The sequence below is a fragment of the Advenella sp. RU8 genome (genome assembly GCF_048381675.1).
GTDB lineage: Bacteria > Pseudomonadota > Gammaproteobacteria > Burkholderiales > Burkholderiaceae_B > Advenella.
Map to the genome: position 1 here is coordinate 61,366 of NZ_JBLWIS010000001.1, position 15,168 is coordinate 76,533.

Consider the following 15,168-nt stretch of genomic DNA (forward strand, 5'->3'; position numbering starts at 1 on the left):
GATGGTTATTACTCCCAGGTGTTTTCGCTTGCCCGATAAATGGGATCTGCCTGCCTTTGTTTTGCAAGCATCTGCATTGTTTCTTCCACTTCGTTCGAGTCGGTTCTTAAGGCCTGGAGCATTTTTCGGGCAAAATCCTGCACGGGAATTATCGGCTGGCCGGCTTGTATACCTGTCAGGATTTCTTGGGCCGCCTCATCAATGCTGATGCATTCGGGTGGTTTGGGTAATTCTTGGTGAATTTTGTAGTCTAGCGAGCGATAAAAAATCATGGTATCTACCGCACCGGGGCAGATGGTGGAGACTTTGATATTATGAAAAGCCATTTCATGACGCAGGTCTTCACCAAAACCCAGCACGGCATATTTAGAGGCCGCATATACGGTTTGGTAGGGCAGTGGCACAATGCCGCATACAGAAGAGGTATTAACGATGTGTCCATGGCCCTGTTTGATCATAATGGGCACAACGGCATGCACACAGTTCACAACGCCAAACAGGTTTACATCGAAGACGGTATTCCAGTCTTCCCGCTTGGTCACGGTAAACGCCTGGCCAAATCCTACGCCAGCGTTGCAGAATATGTAGTCGATGGGGCCTCTGCTGCCCACATATTCAATATAGTCCTGAACCGCTTTCTGGTCACGCACATCCAGGACTTGGGCGTTGACCATTGCGCCGTATTGCCGCAAAGATTCTGCTGCGGCAGCAATGTTTTGGGGGGTTCGGCTGCTCATGTACACTTCAGCGCCCCGTGCCAGCAAAGCGCGGCTTAGCCCCAGGCCTATGCCCGTAGACGCCCCGGTAATAATTACTTTTTTTCCCTTGAAGAAATCTTCGTTACTTTGCGCTGCACGGTTCATGGTCATTCTCCTTGTGATGTCATGAAGGCTAAAAAGCGGCCGGTTTTTCGCTGTCAAACCAGTTTGTATGGCTTGTATTTGTGAAGAGGACAGCGATAGATATCTTGCGTCTTTTTGGCATCATAACGCAATACTCGCTTACTATGAAGGGTAACTGGACAGTTAGCAGGGCCTCGTTCCCACGCGGAGCGTGGGAATTCATACCCTAAGGCTGGTAACCAGAGTCTTTGATGACCTTGCCCCAATATTCTATGTCACGATGTAGCGATTTTTCCATTTCATCAGCGGGAACGAACTTGGCAGAGAGCATGGCCTTGGATTTGATCGATTCCTTGATATCATCCCTTGCGAGGACTTTTTTCAGTGCGGCTTCCATTTTCTGGACTTCTTCGGTTGGCGTACCAGCAGGGGCAAAAAATCCTTGCCATGCCTCGTCGACTTCAAGGTTATACCCTTGCTCTTTGAAGGTAGGTACATCTGGCGCCAGTTCCCAGCGTTGATTGGCCATTACGGCAAGAATTTTGATTTTTTCTCTTGGGTGGCGTAGCGTATCCCCGGTTGGCATGATGGCTGCTGGTAGTTGCTCGCCGAGCAAATCGGCGATGATGGGGGCGGTGCCTCGATAAGCGACTGGTTCAAGGTCTGTTCCCAATGCTTTTCCGGCAACCCAGCCAACAAACTGAACCTGACCACCTGGGGCGGGGGTTCCAAACTGTGCTTTTTGTGGATTTTTTTGTATCCAGGCCGCATAGTCTTTCAGGTTGGTCGCAGGAACTTGATTACTAACAACTAGGGCCAGCGGATATGACACGACCTGAGCCACGGGGCGCAGATCTTTCATTAAGTCGTAGCGAAGGGTAGCTGGCGAATGCATGGCGGTTGGGAAGATTGCCCAGCCATCAGGCCCCATCAGATAGGTCCTTCCATCAGGGTTTGCATTTTTTACAAACTCTGCAGCAATTCGTCCGCCAGCACCGGCCCGGTTTGTCACAATGACGGTTTCGCCAAGTTCTTTGCTGAGCGGTTCAGAAAGAATCCGGGCTATCGTATCGGTTGTCCCTCCTGCGGCAAAGCCGACAACTAGTGTGATGGGGGGCTTTTCTTGTGCAACAGAGGGGATGGTAAGCGTTGCACAGGTTAAAAAAATGGCTGACTTTATAATGTTGAACTTCATTTTGTCTCCTTTTGCCTATGGTTAAGAGGCGTGGTTTAGTTAGTTTGAGCTTTACGTTGCTGGAAAAAATCCTTGATGCGTTTGTCGCTCTTGCCTGCGTTTCTGGTCATGGAGGTCACCATGGTTTCGGCAAAGAGTCCATCGGCGCTTGACATTTCACCGATCCGTGAAATGCCATGAATAATTGCGTAATTGGACGTGGGGGCATTTTGAGAGACGATTCCGGCAAGGGCTAATGCTTTATCCAGGCCTTGTCCGTTCTCAACCACATAGTGGGACAGTCCAAGGTTTGCCGATTCCTCAACCGGAATTTTTCTTCCGGTCAGCATTAATTCCATGACGCGACCGGCGCCAATAATTCTTGGAATACGAACTGAGCCGCCGCCGCCAACAAAAATGCCACGCTGGCCTTCCGGGAGTTGAAAATAAGTGGATGCTTCACTGACCCGAATATGTGTTGCGGCGGCCAGTTCAAATCCACCCCCAATAACGCCCCCTTTAAGGACGCTGATGACGGGAACCTCGCCATATTGGATCAAGTCAAAAACCCGGTGCCATTGTTTTGAGCGGCGCATGCTTACGATCGGGTCAGAGGATCTTTTCTCCATGAGTTCAAACAGGTCCAGACCCGCAGAAAAGTGTTCGCCGCTACCTTGGATGATAATGCATTGACAGTCTTCAACGGGTTGGGAAAAAAAATCCTCAAGATCACTGACCAACTCATCATCGAGTGCGTTTCTTTTTTCGGCTCTGTTAAGGGTTAATATAATGTGGTTGTCGATTCTTTCCACAAGGAGTTTTTTTTGATTCATGGCAATCTCGTTTGCTATCGCGGTTAAATTAAAATGAGGTTAGGTGATTCATCACCTTCATAAAGTTTTTCGACTTCCTGTTTCCTGTTTTCCAGAACCTTTCTTTGATTGATGTAACCTTTGTCAGTGGTTTCTCCGCTATCAATAGAGGGGGGCGTTTCCAGGATCCAGATGCGTTTGATGGCCATGCTTGAACCGGGGTGGTTTTTGTTATGTTCAAGGAAGCGCTTTTTCAGGGATTCACGCAGCTTTTCGTTCTGGAGGCAGGCTTTTATGTTGTGAGGGTCCAGATTGAATTGTCGGCAGCATTCAGCCAGGTTCAGCCACACCAGGGCGCCCAAATAAGCCCGGTCTGCGCCCGTGATGACGACGTCATTTAATAGGGGAGAGCAGGCATTCAGGCAGTCCACCCGCAGGGCGCTTACCCTGACAAAGACCCCGGATTGCAGTTTGAATTCTTCAGCCACCCGGCCTGCAAAGGCCAGGCCCTCGTGCGGGTTGGCGGGATCAACAAAAGTGGCGGCATCGCCCATTTTGAAAAAACCTTCTTCATCAAAGCTTTCTGCGGTCAGGGCAGGCTGTTTCAGGTAGCCTGGGGTGACGGCAGCACTGCGTACTCGAATTTCATAGCGGTTTTCATCATGCAGTGGCACGAGCTTCATTTCCACGCCCGGATGTGGTAACCCGATAAGGCCCGTTTTATTTGAGGGCCAGTGTACATAGGTGACTGCGGCTGAGGTTTCGGTTGATCCGTAAGCGGATACGAAGGGAATTTTATAACCAGTGTGCCGGATTGCCTGCTGCTGTATGGCATCGTAGACGGTTTCGGGAAGCTTGGCGCCTGAATAGGTCATTCGCTTGAGGTTGCGGAAGAAACTTTTTCCCAGTGCTTCATCTTTCTGTAGCGCCTCGGCGAGCATGGTATAGGAAACGGGCATGCCACTGAATCTGACGGGTGAAATTTCCTTGAGGTTTTTGAGGGTTTGCTGAAATTCGGTCGGCGTTGGTCTTCCATTATCGATATACAGTGTGCCGCCATCTTCCAGTACGCCGTTGAAGACCGCATGCCCCCCCGCGACATGGCTCCAGGGTAGCCAGTCCAGTAATATGGTTTCGGGCCTGTCATCGCCCCATTCAATCATTTGTGAGGTCATTGCCATGGCCGTGCACAGCATGGATTGCGTCACAATGGCCGCTTTCGGTATGCCGGTTGAGCCGGAAGTGAACTGGTATTTCGTAACCGTGTCACCGGTGATTTTATCAATGGAATCAGCGACATCCCGGGTGACGGGTGTTTGAATGACTTCATGCCAGGATTTTATTGATGGGTGCTTGATAGGGTTATCCACACAGATGACATGAGCATCCTGTCCGATGGCCTGCAGGGCATTTTCGTACATTTTGCCATCTTGTACAAAAATCACGGCAGGCTCCAGCAGCTCGTACATGGCCTTTAATTTGGAGAAATCACGACTCAATAAGGAGTAAGCCGTTGTGATGGGGGCATAAGGCATTCTGGCTTGCATGGCAGCCACTTCAAGGATGCCGTGCTCGATAGAGTTGGCACTTAACACCATGACGGTTTTACCCGGCTGATTCAGGTTGAGCAGGTACTGCGTGATTGCATTGACCTGTTTTTGTCCTTCCTGGTAGGAGATGGAGACCCACTGTTGGGCCTCCCCCCTTCTTTGGGCCAGCCACGGGTGATGGGGGCGCTGTTGTGCATTTCTGTGCAGCAATGAGGGGATATTCTTTTCGCGCGCTTTCAGGGCGATCTCTGATCGTACGATGAGCGTGCCATCCGGACGCGTTTCGATTGAAATATGACGTGGCAAAAAAGGAATATTGAGGAACTCAGCCTTCATGGAAAATCCTTGATCCTTAACTTAAAGTAAGGTAATCTTATATTAATTAATATCCTTATAAACCTAGGGAAATCCCCATATTTTATTGTTATTTAATGGATTTTATATTTTTCAATAGGTATTTTTGGTGTTTGCATTATTTATATATAAGGTAGCCATACAGTGGAAATAAAAAACAAAGCATATATCGCGGGTATTTACGAGCACCCTGTCAGAAAAGCGGGGGAACTGAGTACTGCACAGCTTCACGCGGATGTTGCGTTGGGTGCCCTGGAAGACGCCGGGCTGACGCTTGATGATGTTGATGCCTATTTTTGTGGCGCCGATGCGCCAGGCTTGGGTGGACTAACCATGGCCGAGTACCTGGGTTTGCGTAATCTTAAATACATGGATACAACCGAATCAGGGGGCTCGTCTTATCTTTTGCACGTGCGTCATGCGGCGCAGGCCATTGCCGCCGGTTACTGTCAAGTAGCGCTTATTACGATGGCCGATCGCCCGCTGGCGACCAAACAGGGAACCGCTTTATCGGGGGTGGATCGCAGCAGCATGCCTGATCTGCCTTTTGCGGCCGGTGTGCCTGGCATGCCGGTTTACGGATATGCCATGGTGGCAAGGCGTCATATGCATGAGTTTGGCACAACGCCAGCGCAATTGGCCTGGGTGAAGGTGGCGGCATCACATCATGCGCAGTACAACCCTCATGCGTTGCGACAAGAAGTGGTCACGGTTGAGGATGTGCTTCAGTCACCGATGGTGGCGGATCCTTTGCACCGTCTTGATTGTTGTGTGATGACCGATGGTGGTGGCGCCATCGTTGTGGTCAGCCCGGAAGTGGCTGCCGGATTAAAGCAGCCCAAGGTCAAAATTATTGGCACCGGTGAAGCAACCAAGCACAGGGATGGCGGGTTTATGGATATCAGCTATTCGGCAGGAAGGTGGTCGGGAGAGCGTGCGTTTGCCGAGGCTGGCATTTCGGTCGATGATATCCATTACGCCTCGCTGTATGACAGCTTCACCATTACGGTCATCATGCAGCTGGAAGATCTGGGTTTCTGCAGGAAAGGAGAAGGCGGAAAATTCGTGCAGGACGGTAATCTTATCAGCGGTCAGGGCAGGCTGGCTTTCAATACGGATGGGGGAGGGCTGTGCAGCAACCATCCGGGTAACAAGGGGGGGATGACGAAGTTGCTGGAAGCGGTTCGCCAGTGTCGCGGGCAGGCACATCCCTTGCTGCAAGTAAAAAATCACGAATTTGTCTTGGCCCATGCAACAGGTGCCATGATGTCAAGCTATCACAGCGCAGGAACAATCATTCTGCAGGCAGAGTAAAGGATATAAACGTGCAAACTTCATTAAATACAGCGGCAGGCGTTTTGGCGCAATTTTCGCAATTTCTCAAGGCGGGCCAACTTGGCTTCAAATGGTGTGAGCAATGCCATAAACCTCATTTCTATCCTCGTGTTCATTGTCCTCATTGTGGTCACCGGGAGACGGTTTGGCGTGTTTCAAGTGGAAAGGGGCGTATTTATTCTTTTACGATTGCCGATCGGATTGCACCGGCCATTATTGAAATGGAGGAAGGATTTCGGTTGACTTCGACCATTGTCGAGGCGGATGTTCATGCGTTGGCTATTGGGGATGAAGTGGTGGTGCATTGTTCTAAAGGACCATCCGGTGAGCCTGTTTTAAGTTTTACGACACCGGCAGCAAATCGTGCCCGGGCGTATTCCCAAAAAGCCTTGGCGCAAATTCAGGCCTCCATTCCTTCTGCTGATGATGGGGCATTTCCTTTGAACTGCGTGGCCATTATTGGCAGTGGCCGTATGGGGCGGGGTATTGCGATGGCCTTGATTAATGCGGGCATTTCCGTGATGCTTTATGATCAAACGCAAGAAGCGCTTGATGCGGCCCACAAAGCCATTCATGACGAGCAGCAAAAGCTGGTTGATAAAGCCAGAATCAGCCAGGATGAGGCGCAGCAACGTTCAGGACGCATACGCGCTACCTTGAATATGGCCGACATTGGCGCGGCCGATGTGGTGATTGAGGCGGTGTGGGAACAGATGGAATTGAAAAAAGCCATCTTTGCGCAAATAGATCAATATGCCCCATCGCATGCGATATTGTGCAGCAATACTTCTACGCTGGATATTGACCAAATTGCATCGGTCACGCGTCGCCCCGAGCGCGTTATTGGCCTGCACTTTTTCAACCCGGCGCATGTCATGCGTTTGATTGAGGTGATTAAAGGGCCACGTACCGGTACGCATGCCCTCAATCTGGCCAAAGTGCTTTCAAACCGTCTTGGCAAGATCCCGGTGGTGGTGGGTATTTGCAAGGGTTTTGTCGGGAACCGTCTTATGATGGCGCGTGAGCGACAGGCCGGCCAGTTGTTGCTGGAAGGCGCATTGCCGCAGCAAATTGACAGGGTGTTGCGTGCGTTTGGGCTACCCATGGGGACTTTCGAGCTGCAGGATATGGCAGGGGGGATTGCCGTTAATTACATGCGCAGGCAGGAAAGCGGCGAGAAGGACCTGATTATTGACAGACTTTACGAAACGGGGCGAATCGGCAAGCAGGCAGGGAAAGGATACTACGATTATGTACCGGGCAAGCGTGCGCCCGTTCCTTCTCAAGAGGTCAAAAGTATGCTTGAGGCCGCCTCGGCACAGGCGCAGATTCCCCGACGTCACATTGGCGATGAGGAGATTATTCAGCGTCTTGTTTTTCCCATGGTTAATGAGGGCTTCAAGTTGCAGGAGGAAGGTATTGTTGAGCGTGAGAGCGACATTGATATGGTATGGCAATACGGATATGGCTGGCCGTCATGGAAGGGGGGGCCGATGTATTTTGCCAGACAGCAGGGTTACGCAAACATTTACCATAAGCTTGTTGAGCTTGAACAACGTTATGGCGAGTCGTTTCGGCCTGCCCGTTTACTTAAAGAATTGGCTCTTGATCAATAATACAAGGAATGCGCCATGCTGGTTTACAAAGCACCTACAAAAGACTTTTTATTCATTTTGAACGACTTGCTGAAGGTACAGGAGCTTAAGGAGGTAGACGGATTCGAAAACCTGACGCCTGAGTTCTGCCAGGAGATTCTTTATCCGGCGGCCCGGTTTCATGAGGAGGTGCTGTTCCCGGTAGGCATCGCAGGAGACCGTCATGGCGCGCATCTTGTTGATGGCAAGGTGCTGACGCCACCCGGTTATAAAGAGGCCTGGAAGCAGTACTGTGCTTCTGGTTGGTTGCAATTAAGCATGCCCGAGGAACTGGGGGGGGCGGGTTTGCCGTCCATTATGGCGTCGATGATTGGCGAAATGCGTATTACGACGGCGCATTCTTTGGCGATGTATGGCAGCTTTTGCCTGTCGGCCGCGCGAATGCTGAATTCACTGGCACCCGAGTGGATCAGGACGCATGTGGTACCCAATCTGGCCACCGGCAATTGGACGGCCACGATGTGTCTGACGGAAAGCCATTGTGGCACCGATCTTAAACAAATCCGAACCGCTGCGGTAGTGCAGCCGGATGGCAGTTATGCGATTCATGGCAGCAAGATATTTATTTCAGGGGGCGATCATGATCTGACTGACAATATCATTCATCTTGTTCTGGCAAAAATACCGGATGCAGAGGGCAAGGTGGGATCCCGTCTGGATGATGTGAACGTGTTTATGGTGTCCAAGCACAAGATAGATGTGCAAACGGGGGAGCTGCTTGAGAAAAATGCCTGTCATGTCAGCTCAATCGAACATAAGATGGGGATTGAGGGTAGTGCAACCTGTGTTCTGAATTTTGATGGGGCACAGGCATGGCATATTGGCAGCACTTCCGGGGGCGTGAAGCGTAACTCCATGTTGCCCATGTTTCTCATGATGAATTATGCGCGTTTGAGTACAGCCTTGTCCGGGGTGGGCTATGCCGAGATCTCGGCGCAAAATGCCCTGTTTTATGCCAAGGAGCGCAGGTCAGGCAAGACCCCCATCTTCCCGTCGGGTGCCCAGGCGGATCCCATTATCAACCATCCGGATATTCGCCGTAATATTATGGGTGCCCAGGCTTTTGCTGAGGGTGCCAGAGCGACTGCTTTGCGTGTGGCGGTCTGGCAGGCTCAGGCTGAGTCAGGCAAGACAAGTGCGCAAGAAAAACTGCGTTTGAAGGATATGGTGGATGTGCTTACCCCGGTGATGAAGGCATATTTTACCGATAAGGGGTTTGATTGTGCGAGTGATTGCCTGCAAGTGTTTGGTGGACACGGCTATACCAAGGATTATGGTATTGAGCAGGTGGTCAGGAATGCGCGCATTGGAAAAATTTATGAGGGGGCCAACGGTATTCAGGCGATTGATTTGTTGCGCAGGAAGTTGCCAGACAATGACTGGAGAGCTTTTGATCATTTTTTTAAAACGATCTCTGCCTGCATCGATGCACCTTGTGCGCCTGGGGCGGCCGACCAAAGTTTGGTCCGGCGGTATGCTGAAGCCCTTGCTTTATTGCATCGCACTGTAGAGGGCATGAGGCAGGAAAGTCGGCAAGGTTCAGGTGTCTTGTCACATTTGGCCGTTGCCTATGACCTTTTGCATGCCTTTGGTATTATTGTTGTTGCATGGAATTGGCTTGAAATCCATCAATTGCTGCATGAAAAAGCCAAGGGTGCTGAATTGACACCCTTTGAGAAAAGGAAAGTTATACTGGCTTGTTTTTGGATTGAGTATGAATTACCCTTGGTTCACGCATTATGTCAGCGAATCCAGCAGGGAATTCCCTCGGTTTTGAAACTGCCACCGGAAGGATTAGATGTCGAGTAAACGCAGACCTTTTTTTTACATTCATCAACTGGAACAGCTTGTTAGATTGCAGTTGGAGAGCACCTTGAATCCCCTGGGGGTCACCGCAGGTCAGTACATGATATTAAGTCTTATTAGTCACCATGAGCCCATATCATCGGCTGAGTTGTCACGGCTTGTCAGGATTACGGCTCAATCAATGGGTGAGTTCATAAAATATTTGGAGCGTAAAGACTGGATTCTTCGAAGGGAAGATCCGTCTAACAAGCGCGTGTTGCTCATCGAGACAACGGTGGAGGGGCGTGTTTTGCTTCGCCGGTGTGAACAAGAGGTGGACAATTTGGAAAGGGAGTTTTTCAAGTCGGTGTCGGCACAGGAAATGACGCTGCTTGAAGGCATTCTTAAGAAGTTAAGTGCCGGGCAACATTAAGGTGTCAGGTGTATTGACTTCTCAGTGAGTCATGAAAATGGTGATGGATCATCTGGAAATCAATATTCAGTTATAGGCGGGAAGGAATTGTGAAAATGAGGTTTTACTTGGTTACGGATGTATATTATGCCTAAAAAATCATCAACGTTATCAATGGCTGATAATAATCCCTCGGCGGGTGGTGTGGCCGCTGTTGACAGGGCATTATCCTTGTTGGTTTCTTTTAATAAGGACGATGAGTATCTGTCTTTGATGGAGCTTGCCGACCGTACAAAAATGTACAAAAGTACCATTTTAAGACTGCTGGCCTCTCTTGAACACTATGGCCTGGTTCGCAGAACCGAGCAGGGACGGTATGGGCTTGGAGAGACGGTTGCCCAGTTATACGGGGTATATAACGCTTCATTTTCTCAGGCAGATGTCATTCTTCCCGTGCTTAAGGCATTGGTGGAAAAAACAAAGGAAAGTGCCTCGTATCATGTCATTAGCGGTAAGGGACGATTATGTTTGCATCGTATTAATTCGCCGCTGCCTATCAGCTATCAAACAAGTGTTGGTGATATTTTACCCCTGGATCAAGGGTCGGGGGGGCGAGTTCTGCAGGCCTTCAGTGGCGCTAAGGGGGAGATTTATGACCAAATTCGTAAAGAAGGCGTGATTGTGCTCGATGGTGACAGAATGCCCGATTTGGCAGGTGTTTCTGCCGCGGTATTCAATGCCAACAATGAGCTGGTTGGGGCAATTACATTAACGATGCCCTCCAGCAGGCTGGTGCCTTCTTTTAAAGAAGATGTTTTACAGGCGGCCCTGACTTTAAGTCGAAAACTGGGTTTTGTAAAAAAATAAATGAATGACATCCGCTGGATGTCATTGTAAACATGCCCGAATGGTTCGTTGTTTTTATTGGATCGATGGGTTTGCTTAAATGGGTGTGCGTATCAGATTGAGGATGGTTGCATTTATCGGGAGTTTTATTTCTTTTAGATGAAGATGCATGAAAATTATATAAAAAACAAGATATTGCCAGACAAAAGTCTGGTTTTTTTTGGACTGAATAAATCTTAAATGATTGACTTTAATGTGAAAAAAAGCCATAATTCTATTATGTAGAATCAAATTCTATTAGATAGAATTTAAATATAAATACTGATTTTTTGGAGATGGGTAATGAAATTGGCTAGGTTTAATGAGGGGCGTGTTGGTCTGGTGCTTGGCAATGAAGTGGCTGACCTTACCGAGGCCCTGGAAGTCGACACGACAGAGTGGCCATCAATGGGCTTGTTGCGTGTTATTGCAAATATTGAAAAGTATCAGCCGGTAATCGAAGAGGCGCTTAAAAATGCCCCGCGATACAGTCTTGATGACATCAAGCTGATCACGCCCATTCCCTGGCCAAATAAGGTTATCGCTTTCCCTGTTAATTACCATGACCATGGTCAGGAAATGCAGGCTGATTATCGGGCGACCCATCAAGGATTTTTCCTGAAGCCAAACTCTTCCTTGTCCGGAGCCGGAGAGCCTGTAGTACTTCCCGATGTAAATAATAGAGAAGTCCATCACGAGTGCGAGTTGGGTATCGTCATCGGCAAGGGCGGTAAAGATATTCCTGCTGAAAACTGGAAAGACCATATTTTTGGTTATGCCTGCCTGCTGGACATGGTTGTTCGCGGACGTGAAGAGCGTGTGGCACGAAAAGCCTATGATACTTTTTGTCCCGTTGGTCCATGGATAACAACCGCTGATGAGGTGAGTGATCCCTGTAATCTTGAAATGAAACTGTGGGTCAATGGTGAGTTGCGCCAGCATGCCAATACACGGGATCTGGTGTTGGATATCCCGGGCATGATTGAAATGGCATCCGCTGTCATGACTCTTTATCCGGGCGATATCATTGCAACAGGTACCCCGGCAGGTGTGGGCCAGGTCAAGGCCGGAGACACAATACGCATTGCCATTGATGACTTGGGTGAGATGAATATACCCGTGATACAAGGCGAGGGTGGTCGCACCTTTATTTTTGAAAAAGATTACACACCAAATATTATCAAGCAGAAATAATCATGAAAAATCAAATAGACACATTGGAAAAGCTTTATGAGGCATTTGATGGCTTAAGCGTAGAAGGGGGGTGGCACCGTCGCACGCCATCATTATGGCCAGAGCCCAGAAAAACCATGCATCCTTTTATGTGGACTTATGAGTCTGTGAAGCCCATTCTTGATGCGGCCGGTCATTTGGTGAGTACAGAGTTTGCAGAGCGCCGCAACTTAACCATGACCAATCCCATGGAAGGCAATATTTATTCTACCGTCAGGACCATGGTTGCGGCTTATCAAATGATCAAACCCGGCGAAACCGCAGCCTCGCATAGACATACCCCCAATGCGCTCAGGATTATCCTGGAAGGTCACGGCAGCTATACGACGGTAGAGGGCACGCGGGTTGAAATGCGTCCGGGTGATGTTTTACTGACACCTAGCATGATGTGGCACTCGCATGAGAACGTGGGGAATGAAGATTGTTATTGGGTGGATATTTTAGATGTCCCACTTGTGCATTTGCTTGAGCCCATGTTTTTTGAGCGTCATCCCAACCGTGTCGAGGACGATTTTGTGAATGCAGAAGAGTCTCCTATTGCATTTCGTTGGGAAAACACCTTGAAAAATCTTGAGGCGGCCGGCGAAAGTGGCCATCCTATGGCTGAGCGCGAAGTGCAGTTGGGTAACCCCGCGATGGTGTCGATTGCGTTATTTGTGCAGCAGTTTGGCGCAGGGTTTGCATCTGCCCGTAAACGGACAACCGCCAATCAGATTTTCACCGTTCTTGAGGGATCAGGAAAAACCTATGTGGATGACCAGGTGTTCGAGTGGAAAAAGGGCGATGTCATTGCGGTGCCCGGCTGGAGGCCTTACAGGCATGAGGTGTTGGAGCCTTCCTATATGGTATGCGCAACGGATGCCCCGGTTTATGCCGGCTTAAATCTGTTGCGTGAAGAAATTAATTAAATGCTGATCTGGAGACATACATGAAAATCCATAAAAATTTATTAAGAAATATTGTGTTAGGTGTTTTGGCTTTGGGAACCAGTGCGGCATTTGGCGCGGAAACATATCCCCAAAGACCAATCAAAATCGTTGTGCCTTATCAACCGGGCAGTGTCGTAGATACGACCAGTCGAAAAATTGCCGATCAGTTGTCAAAACGTTTGAACCAGCCGGTTGTGGTTGAAAACAAAACGGGGGCTTTCGGTCTGATTGCCTTGAAAGCGCTTAGGGATGCTCCTGCAGATGGCTATACATTAATGGTGGATACGCCTGCCATTGCAATTAATCCAAGCGTTCGCAAAGTTGACTATGATCCTTATACAGATATTCAGCCGATTGCACAGTTAATGGCTTTGCCTTTTGTTGTGGCTATTAATCCGACTGTTCCCGCGAAAAACCTCGAAGAATTCATCGCGTATGGTAAACAGAATGAAGGCAAAATGAATATTGCCGAGGGGGGGACGTCAACATTACTGGCCAGTCTTCTGTTTGGCATGGAAACAGGCGTAAAGATGCAAACCATTAGCTATAAAGGTGCGGCGCCTGCTGTCATGGCGGTGCTTCAGAATGAGTGTCAGGTGATCCCCATTGATTTGGCGAATCTTGCGTCACATATCAAGGCTGGAAAAATGATAGGTTTGTTGACGACAGGGGAAAAAAGATCACCTATGTTGCCAGATGTTCCTACCGCTAAAGAGGTGGGGCTTGACAATTTTAATGTTTCAACCTGGTTTGGTTTGTTTGCCAAAAAAGGCACGCCTCAAGAGATTTTGGATAAATTGAATGCGGTGATTAGCGATACGTTTAATGATCCTGATTACAAAGAGTATGTGGAAGCTCGTGGCGCGACGCTGAATCCCTATTCGGTTGAGGAATTTACTGAGTTCTTTAATAACGATGTAAAAACCTGGGCCAAAATAGTTAAAGACTCTGGCGTAAAGTTTGAGCAGTAATACTGACTTCAGTTTATAGGACAAAATCATGAAAAAAGATATAAAAGTAATTATTGCTGGTGGTGGCATTGGTGGTTTGTCGGCAGCATTGGCGTTATTGAAGCAAGGCTTTGATGTAGACGTCTATGAACAGGCCAAAGAACTGAGGGAAGTTGGTGCAGGGATCCAGATAAGCCCTAATGGCAGTCGTGCCCTGGATGCGTTGGGTGTTTATGATCAAGTTAAAGCAGATTCTTGTAATCCTGAGAAAAAAGAGTTTCGACTGTGGAATACCGGAAAGTCATGGTTGCTTTTTGATCTTGGAGATGAGGCAGTTGAAAAATACGGTTATCCCTATTTAACGGTTTATCGTCCCGACTTGCTCAAAGCATTGATTGATGGTGTCGAGGCCATAAAACCAAACGCCATTCATCTTGACAGTAAAGTGCATTCTTTTGTCCAGGACAAGGATTCCATCAAGCTTAAACTTGAAAATGGTCAGGAAATAAGCGGTGATCTGCTGATTGGTGCGGACGGGGTGCGTTCGGCCATTCGTAATCAATTGTGGGGGCCAACGAATCCTAATTTTTCAGGGATGGTTGCGTGGCGCGGTGTGATTCCAATGAAGAACCTGCCAGAACACTTGCAAAAAATGGTGGGTTCAACCTGGATTGGACCCGGAGGTCATGCCGTTAATTATCCCTTGCACAGGGGTGAGATCATGAACTTTGTGGGCACCATAGAGCGTAAAGACTGGCAAGTTGAATCCTGGAGCACGCAAGGCACGGTGGAAGAATGTCTGAATGACTTCAAAGGCTGGCATGAAGATGTCCAAACCATGATTCGCTTATCACCCCAGTTATTTAAATGGGCGCTGATGCAGCGCGATCCGATACCTCAATGGACTAAGGGAAGGGTGACATTGGTTGGAGATGCCGCACATGCGACGTTACCTTTCCTCGCACAGGGGGCCGTTCAGTCTATTGAAGATGGCGTGGTGCTGGCAAGGTGTCTGGATAAATATGTCCATGATTTGCCATTGGCATTTGAAAAATATGAAAGTGCCAGGATTGAGCGGACAAGCAAAATGGTGCGTGGTGCGACGGCCAATACCGGACGTTTTCATAGCGCCGAGCTGGAAACTGAAGCGGGTGCTGAAGCCTATCTGCAACGTGAGTGGAGCAGTAACCCTATTGCTGACAGGTATGACTGGCTGTATCGCTACGACGTCTTGACAGCTGAAATTTAATCA

At 48.9% G+C, this 15,168-nt stretch carries 13 protein-coding genes; 9 read left to right on the plus strand and 4 right to left on the minus strand.

Annotated features, from left to right (window positions below):
• Window positions 1-8 precede the first annotated feature (8 nt).
• The 4 genes from ACM5Q9_RS00295 to ACM5Q9_RS00310 form a co-directional block, all read right to left on the minus strand.
• Window positions 9-863 (minus strand): SDR family NAD(P)-dependent oxidoreductase, encoded by an 855-nt coding sequence (locus ACM5Q9_RS00295; protein WP_418142742.1) that lies wholly within the window; start codon window positions 861-863, stop codon window positions 9-11.
• 205 nt (window positions 864-1,068) lie between these two features.
• Window positions 1,069-2,037, minus strand: coding sequence for a tripartite tricarboxylate transporter substrate-binding protein (locus ACM5Q9_RS00300; protein ID WP_418142743.1), 969 nt, complete (start codon window positions 2,035-2,037; stop codon window positions 1,069-1,071).
• A 35-nt stretch (window positions 2,038-2,072) separates the two neighbouring features.
• Window positions 2,073-2,849: a crotonase/enoyl-CoA hydratase family protein gene (locus ACM5Q9_RS00305; protein ID WP_418142744.1), complete on the minus strand. Its 777-nt coding sequence runs from the start codon at window positions 2,847-2,849 to the stop codon at window positions 2,073-2,075.
• A 23-nt stretch (window positions 2,850-2,872) separates the two neighbouring features.
• Complete coding sequence (locus ACM5Q9_RS00310) at window positions 2,873-4,714, minus strand: AMP-binding protein (RefSeq protein WP_418142745.1); 1,842 nt, start codon at window positions 4,712-4,714, stop codon at window positions 2,873-2,875.
• 162 nt (window positions 4,715-4,876) lie between these two features.
• On the opposite strand from ACM5Q9_RS00310, the gene ACM5Q9_RS00315 reads away from it, so the two are divergent.
• From ACM5Q9_RS00315 to ACM5Q9_RS00355, 9 genes are all read left to right on the plus strand, one after another.
• On the plus strand, window positions 4,877-6,046 hold the full coding sequence (locus ACM5Q9_RS00315) for a thiolase domain-containing protein (protein WP_418142746.1): 1,170 nt from the start codon (window positions 4,877-4,879) through the stop codon (window positions 6,044-6,046).
• A gap of 11 nt (window positions 6,047-6,057) precedes the next feature.
• Complete coding sequence (locus ACM5Q9_RS00320) at window positions 6,058-7,683, plus strand: 3-hydroxyacyl-CoA dehydrogenase NAD-binding domain-containing protein (RefSeq protein ID WP_418142747.1); 1,626 nt, start codon at window positions 6,058-6,060, stop codon at window positions 7,681-7,683.
• A 15-nt stretch (window positions 7,684-7,698) separates the two neighbouring features.
• Window positions 7,699-9,531, plus strand: coding sequence for an acyl-CoA dehydrogenase family protein (locus ACM5Q9_RS00325; protein WP_418142748.1), 1,833 nt, complete (start codon window positions 7,699-7,701; stop codon window positions 9,529-9,531).
• Window positions 9,521-9,940, plus strand: coding sequence for a MarR family winged helix-turn-helix transcriptional regulator (locus ACM5Q9_RS00330; protein ID WP_418142749.1), 420 nt, complete (start codon window positions 9,521-9,523; stop codon window positions 9,938-9,940). The genes ACM5Q9_RS00325 and ACM5Q9_RS00330 overlap by 11 nt, the downstream gene beginning before the upstream one ends.
• Window positions 9,941-10,066: 126 nt before the next feature.
• Window positions 10,067-10,786 (plus strand): IclR family transcriptional regulator, encoded by a 720-nt coding sequence (locus ACM5Q9_RS00335; RefSeq protein ID WP_418142750.1) that lies wholly within the window; start codon window positions 10,067-10,069, stop codon window positions 10,784-10,786.
• Between the two features lie 321 nt (window positions 10,787-11,107).
• Window positions 11,108-11,998, plus strand: coding sequence for a fumarylacetoacetate hydrolase family protein (locus ACM5Q9_RS00340; RefSeq protein ID WP_418142751.1), 891 nt, complete (start codon window positions 11,108-11,110; stop codon window positions 11,996-11,998).
• A gap of 2 nt (window positions 11,999-12,000) precedes the next feature.
• Complete coding sequence (locus ACM5Q9_RS00345; protein ID WP_418142752.1) at window positions 12,001-12,945, plus strand: cupin domain-containing protein; 945 nt, start codon at window positions 12,001-12,003, stop codon at window positions 12,943-12,945.
• A 20-nt stretch (window positions 12,946-12,965) separates the two neighbouring features.
• The gene (locus ACM5Q9_RS00350; RefSeq protein WP_418142753.1) at window positions 12,966-13,937 is read left to right on the plus strand and encodes a Bug family tripartite tricarboxylate transporter substrate binding protein; all 972 of its coding nucleotides are present in this window, start codon (window positions 12,966-12,968) and stop codon (window positions 13,935-13,937) included.
• A gap of 28 nt (window positions 13,938-13,965) precedes the next feature.
• Window positions 13,966-15,165 carry an FAD-dependent monooxygenase gene (locus tag ACM5Q9_RS00355; protein WP_418142754.1) on the plus strand — a complete coding sequence of 400 codons (1,200 nt, stop codon included), beginning with the start codon at window positions 13,966-13,968 and terminating at the stop codon, window positions 15,163-15,165.
• Window positions 15,166-15,168: the final 3 nt, after the last annotated feature.

Coding starts and splice junctions, on each gene's coding strand:
- ACM5Q9_RS00350 (WP_418142753.1), top strand. CDS start 12,966: ATGAAAATCCATAAAAATTTATTAAGAAATATTGTGTTAGGTGTTTTG.
- ACM5Q9_RS00305 (WP_418142744.1), bottom strand. CDS start 2,849: ATGAATCAAAAAAAACTCCTTGTGGAAAGAATCGACAACCACATTATA.
- ACM5Q9_RS00310 (WP_418142745.1), bottom strand. CDS start 4,714: ATGAAGGCTGAGTTCCTCAATATTCCTTTTTTGCCACGTCATATTTCA.
- ACM5Q9_RS00300 (WP_418142743.1), bottom strand. CDS start 2,037: ATGAAGTTCAACATTATAAAGTCAGCCATTTTTTTAACCTGTGCAACG.
- ACM5Q9_RS00330 (WP_418142749.1), top strand. CDS start 9,521: ATGTCGAGTAAACGCAGACCTTTTTTTTACATTCATCAACTGGAACAG.
- ACM5Q9_RS00355 (WP_418142754.1), top strand. CDS start 13,966: ATGAAAAAAGATATAAAAGTAATTATTGCTGGTGGTGGCATTGGTGGT.
- ACM5Q9_RS00325 (WP_418142748.1), top strand. CDS start 7,699: ATGCTGGTTTACAAAGCACCTACAAAAGACTTTTTATTCATTTTGAAC.
- ACM5Q9_RS00335 (WP_418142750.1), top strand. CDS start 10,067: ATGCCTAAAAAATCATCAACGTTATCAATGGCTGATAATAATCCCTCG.
- ACM5Q9_RS00340 (WP_418142751.1), top strand. CDS start 11,108: ATGAAATTGGCTAGGTTTAATGAGGGGCGTGTTGGTCTGGTGCTTGGC.
- ACM5Q9_RS00345 (WP_418142752.1), top strand. CDS start 12,001: ATGAAAAATCAAATAGACACATTGGAAAAGCTTTATGAGGCATTTGAT.
- ACM5Q9_RS00295 (WP_418142742.1), bottom strand. CDS start 863: ATGAACCGTGCAGCGCAAAGTAACGAAGATTTCTTCAAGGGAAAAAAA.